Consider the following 12,066-nt stretch of genomic DNA (forward strand, 5'->3'; position numbering starts at 1 on the left):
CCCACCACGCCATTATGTGCGTATGAGCGCACGCATGCACCTGTCACCTGCGCAGGATGTGCACCCGCGCACCCCGGGCGAGGACTAGCTCGCGCTCGCCGCCGAGCTCCTCGCCCTGCTGGGCGACCGCACCCGGCTCACGCTGCTGCACGCCCTGACGGCGGGGGAGGCCGGTGATCTACTCGCTGCGCGACGGCATCTGCGCCGGCTCGTGGCCGAGGCGTTGAACGTGGCGGACCACCGGCTCAGCGACCGGCCGCCGCACGACTGGCCGAGGCGGACGCGGGTCAGTAGACGGTGGCGGTGCCGAGGTACTGCTCGGCGAAGGCCGCCGCGGCGCCCGGCGAGGTGAACAGTCGCCGCAGCCGGGCGAAAGTGGTGCCCGCACGGTACGCGTCGCCCGAGGAAGCGCCGTGGTACACCTCGGACAGCCACTGCGAGAACTCCTGGTAGTCCCACACGCGCCGCAGACACGCCTCCGAATAGCCGTCCAGGCCGGTTTCCTCGCCCTTGGTGAGATACGCGACGAACGAGTCGCCGAGCAGGAAGGCGTCGTGCAGGGCGAGGTTCATGCCCTTCGCCGCGATCGGCGCGGTGAGATGGGCGGCGTCCCCGGCCAGGAAGAGCCGGCCGAACACCATCGGTTCGACGACGTAGCTGTGCATGTCCAGGACGCGCTTCTCGATCAGCGGTCCCTCGGTGAGTGGACCGGTGCCCGTCGCCGCGAGCCGCTGCTGCAACTCGGACCAGACGCGTTCGTGCGACCAGTTCTCCGGGTCGTCGCCCGGCGGGCACTCCAGGTAGTAGCGGGTCACCTGGGGGCTGCGGGCCATGTGCCCGGCGAACCCCTTCGGATGGATGCCGAACAGGACGCAGTCGGAGGACGGCGGCGCCTCGGCCAGCAGCGCCAGCCAGCCGATGCCGTAGTCGTGCCGCGACGTGTGCGCCTGCTCTGGCAGGGCGGTACGGGTCACCCCGCGCGCCCCGTCGCAGCCCGCGACGAAATCGCACTCGACGAGCTCGCGGCGGCCCGTCTCGGGGCAGAAATACGACACCGAGGGCCGGGCCGTGTCCAGGTCGTGCAACTGGACGTCCCGGACGCCGAACCGTATCTCCCCGCCCCGCACGTCCGCGTACTCGCGCACCAGGTCCGTCACCAGCAACGGCTGTGGATAGACGAAGTGGTGATGCCCCGTCAGCTCGGTGTACGAGAACCGGAAGCGCTCCCCGCCGTACCGGAACTCGCACTCGGTGTGCGACTGCGCCCGCTCCAACAGGGTGTCGGCCAGGCCGCGCCGCTGGAGCCCGCGTACGGCCCATTCCTCGATGACGCCCGCCCGGGGCCGCTGCTCGATGAACTCGCGCGTCTCGGTTTCGAGGACGAGACAGTCGACGCCGGCGGCCCGCAGGATGTTGCCGATGGTGAGCCCGGCGGGACCGGCGCCCACGACGACGACCGGAAAGCCGCGCGGGGCACCGGAGTCGGGCTCTGGAGAGGTGGAGGTCACCCGAGCATTATGTCGGTGCGCTGTGAAAGCGGGGAGTGGCCGGACGCCGCGGCGCGCGGACGCCCGATCGGCGGCGTCAGCACGCTGCGGCGTCCCCTCGCTCTCAGTGCAGGGGCGCGTCCGTGACGGTGACCTCGTCGATGCTCCGCTCGATCTCCTCGGGCTGGGACGCGGTCGCCCGGGCCCAGTAGTAGATCACCAGCGAGAAGACCGCGATGACCAGAATGTCCCACCACAGCGGGATGTTCCCCTGGCCGCCGAAGCCGCCCTGCCAGGAGATGAGGCCCAGGCCCACCAGATAGACCGGCAGCCACTGGGCGGCCTTCCAGTCCAGGCGGGGCGCGTCGGGCAGGCCCTTGCGGGTGGCGTACCAGGCGTAGCCGCCGAGCAGGAGGTAGCCGAGGACGATCGCGATGCCGAGCCGCCAGAGGGTGTCCCAGGTGGACCAGTAGATGACGAGGTTGGCCACCACGAAGGACAGCGGGGCGATCACCTTGCCGCCGGGCAGCCGGTAGGGGCGGTCGTGGTGCGGCAGCCGGTCGGCGAAGACGCCGTACGCCAGCGGGGCACCCGCGTACATCAGCACGCTCGCCGAGGTGATGAAGCCGACCAGCTGCTGCCAGCTCGGGAAGGGCAGGAAGCAGACCACGCCGGTCACGAAGGCCATGACCAGCCCGAACCACGGCACACCCCGCGCGTCCGTCCGCTCGAAGACCTTCGGCGCGTAGCCGTTGCGGGCCAGACCGTAGGAGACGCGCGAGGTGGCGGTGGTGTAGATCAGGCCGGTGCCGCCGGGGGAGATCACGGCGTCCAGATACAGCACGGTGCCCAGCCAGCCCAGGCCGACCACGGTGGCGAGACCCGCCCAGGGACCGCTGATCCCCGGGTAGTCGAGCTTGGCCCAGCCGTGCGCGAAGGAGCTGTGCGGCAGCGCGGCGATGAACACGACCTGGAGCAGGACGTAGATGACCGCGCCGATCGCGACCGAACCGAGGGTCGCCCGCGGCAGGTCGCGCCTCGGGTTGCGGCTCTCCCCCGCCAGCTGGATCGCCTGCTCGAAGCCCAGCAGGGCGAAGATGATGCCGCTGGTGCTGATCGCGGTCAGCACGCCCTTGGCGCCGAACGGCGCGAAGCCCTCCGAAGTGAAGTTGCCCGGATGGAAGTTGCCGATCGCGATGATGAAGATCGCGGCCAGCGGCACGGCGATCTTCCACCAGGTGGCGGCGCTGTTGGTGTGCGCGAGAACTCGTACGCCGAGAAAGTTGACGACGACGAACACGGCCATCAGCACCACGGCGGCGATGAAGCCGCTCGTCGTCAGCGTCCCGTCCGAGGCGTGCTGGAAACCCTGCGCCCAGGACCAGTGCCCGGCATAGCCGATCATGGCCTCGACCTCGATCGGCGCCACGGTCGCCGCCTGGAGCCAGGAGAACCAGCCGAAGGACATTCCGGCCAGGCCGCCGAACGCGTAATGCGGATAGCGCGCGGTGCCGCCCGCGACCGGGAACATTCCGCCGAGTTCGGCGTGGACCAGCGCGAGCAGCACGATCGCTATGGCGCCGATCACCCATGAGATGGTCGCCGCCGGTCCGGCCGCCACGACGGCGTTCTTGGCGCCGTACAACCAGCCGGAGCCGATGATGGAACCGACGGATGCCCACATGAGGCCGATCAGGCCGACGTTCCGCCGCAATCCGCCGCCCGGGCCCCTGGTGACCTCCGGGGTGGCGTGGTCAACGCTTACCATTTCTTAAGGGGCCTCTCATAAATGAACAAAAAGCGTTCAATGGGCAAGAGGCCTCAGATTAGGAATCAGGCGCTATTCAGCAGAAGGCTGTTGTGGGAGTTTTGACCTGCCCGGGGGGAATTCCTGGATAGTGTTTCAAGAACTCGGTGTCTCGTGAGGCCCGTCAGCCCAGTCGGGGAATCTCGATGGCGGGGCAGCGGTCCATGACCATGTCGAGGCCGGCGGCGCGGGTGCGCCGGTACGCGGCTTCGTCGATGACGCCGAGCTGGTACCAGACGGCCTTCGCACCGATGGTGGCGGCTTCGTCGGCGACCGGGCCGGCGAGGTCGCTGTTGACGAACACGTCGACGACGTCGACGTGGAAGGGGATCGCTTCCAGGGAGGGGTATCCCTTTTCACCGTGGACCGTCTCGGCCTTCGGGTGCACGGGCACGATGCGCTTGCCGAAGCGCTGGAGGACGTCGGCGACGCCGTAGGCGGCGCGACGCTGGTTCGACGACAGGCCCACGATCGCCCAGGTGTCGCCCAGCTCGGTGAGGATCTTGCGGATCGTTGCTGAGTCGCCGTACACGCTCGGTCTCCTCGGGGTCGTGCCAGGGCTGCTGTGCCGGTTCAACGTCGGGGGGAGCACGGTGATTCCTCGCGGCCGCCGTCGGGCAACCCGTCCTTGCCGTCCTTGCGGGTGCCCCGTAGGGTGCCACATCCGGCAGCGCCCGGTTTATGGGGGAGACAGACGGAATCATGTGTGGACGGATGAGCTGAGCGACTCCGGAGAAGCGCCCGCCTTGTCCGGGGAGCAACCGCTCAGAGTCATGGACCTCGTGCGGCGGACCGCATTGGGTCTGTCCGTCGTGGTGGATGTCCGGCGGCTGAACGCGGAAGTGCGGCGGGCGTACGTCACCGACCTTCCGGACCCGGGACGCTACCTCCAGCCCGGTGATCTCGTCCTGACGAGCGGTACCTGGCACACCGGGCCCGGCGACTGCGAGCGCTTCGTGGCGTCCCTGTCCGAGCACGGTGCCGTCGCGCTCGTCGTGGGGCTGCTCGTCCTGGGCACGATGCCTCAAGAGCTGATCGAGGCATGCGCGGAAAGCGGCCTCCAACTGCTCACCATCGCGCCCGACCGCTCCTTCGCCCCGGTGATCGAGGCGGTGACGCTGCACCACCTCGTCGAACCCACGGCCGCCGTCCGGCGGGCCGCGGCCTTCCACCAGCGGTTGGTCGAGACGGTCAGCCGGGCCCGTGGGATGCGGGGCATCCTGGAGGTGTTCCACGACGAGTACGGCGTCGACTGCTGGGTGCTGTCCGCCGCCGGCGCGGTGCTCACCTCCGTCGGGGAGCCGCCTTCCGCCGAGGAGATGTTCGCGGTGTGGAGCCACGCGCTCGCGGCCGGCGGCTCGGCGGAGGTTCTGACGCCCCTGGCGGGCAGGCCGCTGGCCATGACTCCGGTCCGGTCGCCGTACGCGGCCTCCGGCATCCAGGGTGTGCTGGCCTGCCGTGTCGGCGGCCCCGCGGCTCGGCCGGTGCCGCCCGAGCCGGTACGGACCGTCCTGGGGTTGCTGGCCATGGAGCTCGACATGCTCGCAGCTCAGCGCGACACCGAGCAGGCACGGGTGGGGGAGCTGATAGACGTCCTGGGCTCCGACGCCGCCGCGCCCGGCGAGGTATCGGCCCATCTGCGCCTGATCGGGGCCGATCCCCGGCTGCCGACCGCGATCGTGGTGGCCGAACTCGACGGCTCGGACGTGCGGGCCCGGGCGATGGCGGCCGTTTTCGGGGAGGCGCTGGCCGCCCCGGGCCGTGGCGTCGCCGGTGAACTCGTGCTGGTCGTCAACGGTGAGGGCGCCCGGCCCGACGTGCTCACCGACGCCGTGCGGCAGGTCGCCGAGCGGTACCAGCCACTGCTCCAGCGCGGCAGGCTGCTGGTCGGCATCAGCGAGCCCGCCACCAGCGTCAGCCAGCTCGCCTCGTCCCTCGACGTCGCCCGGCGCCGTCTGAAGGCCGCCCGGCGCGGAACGGGTCCCGTGTCGGTGGTGTCCGCGACCGACGCCGACACCCACCTCGTTCTCCTCGCCTCGCTGCCCGAGCGGCTGCGCGAGTCCTACCGGGACCGGCTGCTCGCCCCGCTGCTCGCGTACGACGAGACGCGGGGCACGCAACTGCACAGAACGCTCGCGTCGTTCCTGGAGACCTGCGGTTCCTGGCAGCGCTCGGCGGAGGAACTGCACATCCACGTCAACACCTTGCGCTACCGCGTCCAGCGCATCGAGGAGCTGACCGGGCGCGATCTGTCCTCGATGCGCGACCGTACCGATCTCTACCTCGCCCTGGAACTGCTGCCGGACACCGCCGCGGCGCCGGACGGGGGCACACCGGGCGTCACACCGGCAGTTCTCCCGCGACGAGACGGCCACGGCTGACCACCGCCACCAGATTGCCGGTGGTCAGGTCGGCGATCCGCCGCCACGGACGCCCGCGTACGACCAGGAGGTCGGCGCCCATTCCAGCCGCGATCCGGCCGGTCCTCGCGCCGAGCCCGACCGCGCCGGCGGCCTCGGAGGTCGCCGCCCGCAGGGCCGCCTCGGCCTCCATGCCCATGACGTCGGTCATCCGGATCACCTCGGCCATCTGGTCACCGAAGGCGACATGCACTCCGTTCGCGTCGGTGCCCAGCACGAATGGCACGCCGGCGCGGGCGGCGCCGCGGAACAGGGCGTCGCGGGCGGCCACGAGTTCGGCGGCCTTGTCCTGGGCCTCGGCGGACACCGGCACCCGTGCGGTGGCGATGGCCTCGTTGATCAGCAGGGTGGGCGCCACCGTGATGCCGGCGCGGGCGATCCGCTCGGCCTGGGCCCCCGTCATCAAGGTGGCGTGCTCGATGGAGTCCACCTTCGCGTCGAGGGCGGCCTGTACGCCCTGCTCGGAGTGGGCGTGCGCGGCCACCTTCATGCCCAGCGCGTGCGCCTCGTCCACGATGGCCTCGATCTCCGCGGCGGTGTAGTTCCGCCAGGTGTTCTTGTCGCCCATGGAGAGGACCCCACCACTGGTGGTGATCTTGATCCCGTCGAGGCCGGACCGGGCCCAGGTGCGGACGAGTCTGCGGCACTCGTCCGCGCCGTCGGCCACCGGCTTGCGCAGCGGGTGCGCCGCCGGGGTGAACAGGTCGTTGTGGCCGGCGGTCATTCCGACCACTCCGTGCACCAGGACCCGCGGCCCGTCCAGGATCCCGCTCTCGAAGGCCCGGCCCACGGCCACCTGCGCCTCGTCGCCTGCGAGGTCGCGCAGCGTGGTGACACCCAGCCGCATCGCCCGCTGGGCGTGCGCCACCGCGTGCAGCACCTGCTCCTCGCGCGGGGTCACCAGCGGCCAGGTGGCGAAGTCGGCGGTGCCCGGACCGGCGTGGCCGAGCAGATGGACATGGGTGTCGACCAGTCCCGGGATCACCGACAGCTCCGGCCAGCGGTCGCGGTCGGCGCCTTCGACGGCGGTGATCCGGTCGCCGTCCCAGTGCACGGATGCCGGGCCGGTCTCCTGATCCCCGTCCCAGACCCGGATGGAATCAATGCGCATGCGGTGGCGGCGCATCGCCGAAAGGGTCGGCGGTCTGCTGCTCCCGGCGGTGGCCTACGGCGAGACCTTCGGAAACGCGGGCTTCCCCGGCACGATCTCCCTGTCCTTCGACACCGTCCGGGCGATCACACTGGACGTCTGTTCCGCCCTGCACCGGCACGGCGCCCGCGGGCTCATCGTGGTCAACGGCGACTTCGGCAACCAGGCACCGCTGAAACTCGCCGCCCGTGAGGCCCGCGAGCGTTTCGGCCTGCCGGTCCTGGTCGTCGACTACCCGGGCCTGGCCGAGACCGCCGCCGCTGTCTGCGACACCGAACCCGCCGGACCGGGCTTCTTCCACGCCGACGAGGTGGAGACCTCCGTCATGCTCGCCGCGGCCCCGGACGCCGTCGACCTGCGGCACGCCGTAGCCGAATACCCCCAGTTCCCGCCCACTTTTCCGGCCCTGTTCGCAGGGCTGGAGACCATGTCCACCTCCGGGGTCTTCGGAGACCCCACGACCGCGACGGGGGCCAAGGGCGAGGCATTGCTGGATGGCCTCACCGACGCCGCCACCGGGCTGGTCCGTGCTTTTCTCCGTGACCTGGCGTGACGTGTCGTGACCCGACGACCTCCAGGCGCCGTGCCCCGCCTGCTCAAGGGTCATAGGCCGCGACCGGAATCCGCACCGCCGGACTGCGCCCGGCCGTCCGCACGCCTACGCTCACCTCGTGCTGCACATCATTGACGCCCGAACCGGCGAGCCCGTCGACGCCGCCCCCGCCCGCCGGGGCCTGACCCGTGTCGTGGTCCACGCGGCGGGCTACGACCCCACCGCCCTGCGGGTGCTGCTCGTCGCCGACGTCCTGGTCCGTGCCCTGGAGCTCGGCAGTACGCCGGTCTGGGCGCTGCTGGCCGGAGAGCGGGAGCAGGCAGAGTTGCGGGCGGCCGCCGCGGCCCTCGGCATCCGGCCCTTCGAGGACAGCCGGGACGCCGGGACCGGACCGGGCGAGGCCCAGGCCATCCATGTGGTGGGCGAAGGCGGCGGTACGACTCCCGTGGGCACCCCGCTCCCCGAGGGCGTCCCGGCTCCCGAGGGCGTCCGTATCGCCGTAGCCCCCGTCGACCCGTCGTCCTCCGTGATCCCGGAGGACGCCGCCCCGGCCGCCGTACGCCTGGCGCTGCTCTCCCGGCGCCGGAGCGAGCCGGTGCGGCTCGACGCGGATGCCCTGGCCGAGGCCCAAGACACTCTCGCGCGCTGGCGCCATGCCGTCGCCGACTGGGCGCGCCGGCCGTCGCGGGCGATCCCCGAGGAGGCGCGCGGCCGGCTGCGTACGGCGTGGGAGGACGACCTGGACACACCCGCCGTCCTCCGGGTCCTGGAGTGGGTGGAGGCGTCGGACCTGCCGGAGGGCGCGCGCTTCGAGACGTACGCCTACGCCGACCGGCTGCTCGGCCTCGAACTCACCCGCGACGTGGGATCCCTGGCGTGATCGAGCGGGCGGGAGCGGGCCCGCTGCGCCATCTGGTCGTGCTGCGGCACGCCAAGTCCGCCTGGCCGGAGGGCGTCGCCGACCACGAGCGCCCGCTCGCCGAGCGCGGCCGCCGGGACGCGCCGGCCGCGGGCCGCGCCCTCGCCGAGGCCGACCTGCTGCCGGACCTCGCCCTGTGCTCCACCGCCGTACGCGCCCGCCAGACCTGGGAGCTGGCCTCCGCCCAGTGGGGCACACCGCCGCCGGTGCGACTCGACCCACGGCTGTACGCGGCCGACGCCTCCGACCTGCTGGCCGTCGTGCACACCGTGCCCGTCGAGGTGGACACGCTGCTGCTCGTCGGGCACAACCCCGGTCTGGAGGAACTGGTCCTCGACCTGGCCGGGGACGCCCTGGACGACGCGCTGGACGAGGTGCGGGCGAAGTTCCCGACCTCGGCGATCGCCGTCCTGGCCTGGCGCGGCACCGGCTGGGAGGCCCTCACCTCGGGAACGGCCCTGCTGACGGACGTCGTCGTCGCGCGGGGCAAGAAGACACGGGGCAAGAAGAATCGGGGCAAGAAGAAGGGATGAGCCGACCCGCGCGTACGCGCACGCGTGGACCGGCCGCACCTTCGGCGGCATAGGCTGGCCCGATGCCGGACCAGTACCGCACCGTCGCCCACGCGGGCGTGCACGAGACCGAGGTCAACCGCTCCCGCTTCATCTGCGCACTGGCACCGGCGGCCACCGAGCGGGAGGCCCAGGACTTCATCGCGGGCATCCGCAAGGAGCACGCGGACGCCACGCACAACTGCTTCGCGTACGTCATCGGCGCCGACGCGGCCGTCCAGAAGGCGAGCGACGACGGCGAACCCGGCGGCACCGCCGGCGTTCCCATGCTCCAGATGCTGTTGCGTCGCGACATGCGGTACGTCGTCGCCGTCGTCACCCGCTACTACGGCGGCGTCAAGCTCGGCGCGGGCGGCCTGATCAGGGCGTACGGCGGAGCGGTCGGTGAGGCCCTGGACGTCCTCGGCACCATCACGCGCCGCCGGTTCCGGCTGGCCACGGTGACGGTCGACCACCAGCGCGCCGGGAAGGTCCACAACGACCTGAGGTCGACAGGGCGCGACGTGCGGGACGTGCGCTACGGAGAGGCGGTCACGATGGAGATCGGGCTGCCGGACGCCGATGTAGAAGCCTTCCGGGCGTGGCTGGCCGACGTCACCGCCGGGACGGCCGGGTTCGAACTGGGCGGGGAAGCCTACGGGGACGGGTGACGATCCGTTCCGCGGCGGCGGCTGTGAGGAGTTGCCGGTGAAAGGGGCATAACGGGCGGGCGAGGAGCCTGTGATGACGGGCGATACGGGAGTGACAACCCGTGATGTCAGACCCGGCCGTTAGTCTCGGGGATCATGAGACTGCTGCACACTTCCGACTGGCATCTCGGCCGGGCGTTCCACCGGGTCAACATGCTCGGGGCCCAGGCCGAGTTCATCGGCCACCTCGTCACGACCGTGCGCGAGCACGGCGTGGACGCGGTGGTCGTGTCGGGGGACGTGTACGACCGCGCGGTCCCGCCGCTCGCCGCGGTCGAGCTGTTCGACGACGCCCTGCACCGCCTCGCCGCGCTCGGCGTGCCCACGGTGATGATCTCCGGGAACCACGACTCGGCCCGCCGGCTGGGCGTGGGCGCCGGGCTGATCGGGCGGGCGGGAATCCATCTGCGGACCGAGCCGTCGGCGTGCGGGACGCCGGTGGTGCTCTGCGACGTCCATGGTGACGTGGCGTTCTACGGGCTGCCGTATCTCGAACCGGCGCTGGTGAAAGACGAGTTCGGGGTGGAGAAGGCCGGGCACGAGGGCGTGCTCGCCGCCGCCATGGATCGCGTTCGCGCCGACCTCGCCACACGCGCGCGTGGACCGAGGAAGACGCGGTCCGTCGTCCTCGCGCACGCCTTCGTCACCGGCGGCGAGGCCAGCGACAGCGAGCGGGACATCACCGTCGGCGGGGTGGCCGCCGTGCCGGCCGGAGTCTTCGACGGTGTCGACTACGTGGCACTCGGGCACCTGCACGGCAGCCAGACCATCACCGAGCGCGTGCGCTACTCCGGCTCCCCGCTGCCGTACTCCTTCTCGGAGGCCGGCCACCGCAAGAGCATGTGGCTCATCGACCTGGACGCCGGCGGGGCGGTGACCGCCGAGCGCGTCGACTGCCCGGTGCCGCGCGCGCTGGCCCGCATCCGGGGGCCCCTGGAGGAACTCCTCGCCGATCCCGAACTCGCCCGGCACGAGGAGGCCTGGGTCGAGGCGACCCTCACCGACCCGGTCCGGCCCGCCGACCCCATGGCCCGGCTCACCGAGCGCTTCCCGCACACGCTCAGCCTCGTCTTCGACCCCGAGCGGGCGCCGGACGACCCCGCCGTCTCGTATGCCAGGCGGCTGGCCGGCCGCAGCGACCAGCAGATCGCGGAGGACTTCGTGGCCCACGTCCGCGGCGCCGGACCGGACCGGCGCGAACAGGCGGTGCTGCGGGACGCGTTCGACGGCGTACGGGCGGACGAGGTTGTGCGGGAGGTGGCGCGTTGAGGCTGCACCGACTGGAGATCACCGCCTTCGGCCCCTTCGGCGGCTCCCAGACCGTCGACTTCGACGAGCTGTCCGCCGCCGGGCTCTTCCTGCTGCACGGACCGACCGGCGCCGGAAAGACCTCCGTCCTCGACGCCGTGTGCTATGCCCTCTACGGCACCGTGCCCGGCGCCCGGCAGAGCGGCCAGGGCATGACCCTGCGCAGCGACCACGCCGCGCCCGGTACGCGCACGGAGGTCCGCCTCGAACTCACCGTCGCCGAGCGGCGGTTGGAGGTCACCCGGCAGCCGCCCTGGGAGCGCCCGAAGAAGCGCGGCTCGGGGACCACGCTGGACAAGGCCCAGAGCTGGCTGCGCGAGTACGACGCGGGGGCCGGCGCCTGGAAGGACCTCAGCCGTTCGCACCAGGAGATCGGCGAGGAGATCACCCAGCTGCTCGGCATGAGCCGCGAGCAGTTCTGCCAGGTCGTGCTGCTGCCCCAGGGCGACTTCGCGCGCTTCCTGCGCGCCGACGCCGAAGCCCGCGGCAGGCTGCTCGGCCGTCTCTTCGACACCCACCGTTTCGCCGAGGTCGAGAAGCGGCTCGCCGAGCGCCGGCGCGCGGCCGAGGCCCAGGTGCGCGACGGGGACGCCCAGTTGCTCGCCGACGCGCACCGCATGCAGCAGGCGGCCGGTGGCGCCATGGAGCTGCCGGAGCTGGCGCCGGGCGAACCGGGCCTGGCCGAGGCCGTCCTCAGCGCCGTCGCCGTCGCCCGCAGCACCGTCCGCGAACAGCTGACGATCGCCCACTGCGGCCTCACGGCCGCCGAGTCCGCCGAGGCGGCGGCCGAGCGCGCACTGGACGACGTACGCGAACTGGCCAGGCTGCAGCGGCGGTTCGCCGAGGGGCGGGAGCGGGCCGCGCGCCTGGAGGAGCGCGCCGACGCCCACCGGCAGGCGCAGGCGCGCATGGAACGGGCTCGCAAGGCGGAGGCGGTGGCGCCCGCCCTGGAGCTGCGGGAGGTCGCCGAGGCCGAACACCGGCGGGCGGCCGCGGCCGAGGCACACGCGCGTGGGCTGTTGCGGGAAGCGTTCGCCGATGGGCATGCGGGTATCTGGGCGGAGGGTGCTTTCGCCGAGGGGCGTGGGGGTGCTTGGCCGGGGGGTGGTTTCGTCGACGACCGCGCTGGTTCTGGGCCGGGGGATTCCTTCGCCGACAGCC

11 protein-coding genes and 1 pseudogene are annotated in these 12,066 nt (G+C 72.1%); 8 read left to right on the top strand and 4 right to left on the bottom strand.

Features of this window, described 5'->3' with window-relative positions; genetic code table 11:
• Positions 1 to 22: 22 nt before the first annotated feature.
• Positions 23 to 268: pseudogene (locus AB0I77_RS42290) on the top strand (transcriptional regulator); the annotation flags it as partial.
• A 19-nt stretch (positions 269 to 287) separates the two neighbouring features.
• On the opposite strand, the gene AB0I77_RS42295 reads toward AB0I77_RS42290, so the two are convergent.
• The 3 genes from AB0I77_RS42295 to AB0I77_RS42305 form a co-directional block, all read right to left on the bottom strand.
• Positions 288 to 1,508, bottom strand: a complete 1,221-nt coding sequence (locus tag AB0I77_RS42295) for a 4-hydroxybenzoate 3-monooxygenase (RefSeq protein ID WP_363288176.1) — start codon at positions 1,506 to 1,508, stop codon at positions 288 to 290.
• A gap of 103 nt (positions 1,509 to 1,611) precedes the next feature.
• Complete coding sequence (locus AB0I77_RS42300) at positions 1,612 to 3,255, bottom strand: APC family permease (RefSeq protein ID WP_363288177.1); 1,644 nt, start codon at positions 3,253 to 3,255, stop codon at positions 1,612 to 1,614.
• A gap of 163 nt (positions 3,256 to 3,418) precedes the next feature.
• Positions 3,419 to 3,826, bottom strand: coding sequence for a CoA-binding protein (locus AB0I77_RS42305; RefSeq protein WP_363288178.1), 408 nt, complete (start codon positions 3,824 to 3,826; stop codon positions 3,419 to 3,421).
• 214 nt (positions 3,827 to 4,040) lie between these two features.
• Between AB0I77_RS42305 and AB0I77_RS42310 the strand changes: the two genes are divergently transcribed.
• Positions 4,041 to 5,675, top strand: a complete 1,635-nt coding sequence (locus tag AB0I77_RS42310; RefSeq protein ID WP_363288179.1) for a helix-turn-helix domain-containing protein — start codon at positions 4,041 to 4,043, stop codon at positions 5,673 to 5,675.
• Here the strand turns inward: AB0I77_RS42310 and AB0I77_RS42315 are convergent.
• Positions 5,635 to 6,840 (bottom strand): amidohydrolase family protein, encoded by a 1,206-nt coding sequence (locus AB0I77_RS42315; RefSeq protein ID WP_363288180.1) that lies wholly within the window; start codon positions 6,838 to 6,840, stop codon positions 5,635 to 5,637. The genes AB0I77_RS42310 and AB0I77_RS42315 overlap by 41 nt on opposite strands.
• Between AB0I77_RS42315 and AB0I77_RS42320 the strand changes: the two genes are divergently transcribed.
• The 6 genes from AB0I77_RS42320 to AB0I77_RS42345 form a co-directional block, all read left to right on the top strand.
• Positions 6,824 to 7,417 (top strand): creatininase family protein, encoded by a 594-nt coding sequence (locus AB0I77_RS42320; protein ID WP_363288181.1) that lies wholly within the window; start codon positions 6,824 to 6,826, stop codon positions 7,415 to 7,417. The two genes, AB0I77_RS42315 and AB0I77_RS42320, sit on opposite strands and share 17 nt — an antisense overlap.
• Before the next feature lie 118 nt (positions 7,418 to 7,535).
• On the top strand, positions 7,536 to 8,297 hold the full coding sequence (locus AB0I77_RS42325; RefSeq protein WP_363288182.1) for a hypothetical protein: 762 nt from the start codon (positions 7,536 to 7,538) through the stop codon (positions 8,295 to 8,297).
• Positions 8,294 to 8,869, top strand: a complete 576-nt coding sequence (locus AB0I77_RS42330; RefSeq protein WP_363288183.1) for a histidine phosphatase family protein — start codon at positions 8,294 to 8,296, stop codon at positions 8,867 to 8,869. Before AB0I77_RS42325 ends, AB0I77_RS42330 begins: the two co-directional genes overlap by 4 nt.
• A 62-nt stretch (positions 8,870 to 8,931) precedes the next feature.
• Complete coding sequence (locus AB0I77_RS42335) at positions 8,932 to 9,558, top strand: YigZ family protein (protein ID WP_363288184.1); 627 nt, start codon at positions 8,932 to 8,934, stop codon at positions 9,556 to 9,558.
• 135 nt (positions 9,559 to 9,693) lie between these two features.
• Entirely contained in the window at positions 9,694 to 10,866 is a 1,173-nt protein-coding gene (locus AB0I77_RS42340; protein WP_363288185.1) for an exonuclease SbcCD subunit D, read from the top strand.
• Positions 10,863 to 12,066, top strand: a 1,204-nt coding sequence (locus AB0I77_RS42345) for an SMC family ATPase (RefSeq protein WP_363288186.1), incomplete at its 3' end; no start/stop codon positions are given. The genes AB0I77_RS42340 and AB0I77_RS42345, both read left to right, overlap by 4 nt.

This window comes from Streptomyces sp. NPDC050619 (genome assembly GCF_040654815.1).
Taxonomy (GTDB): domain Bacteria; phylum Actinomycetota; class Actinomycetes; order Streptomycetales; family Streptomycetaceae; genus Streptomyces.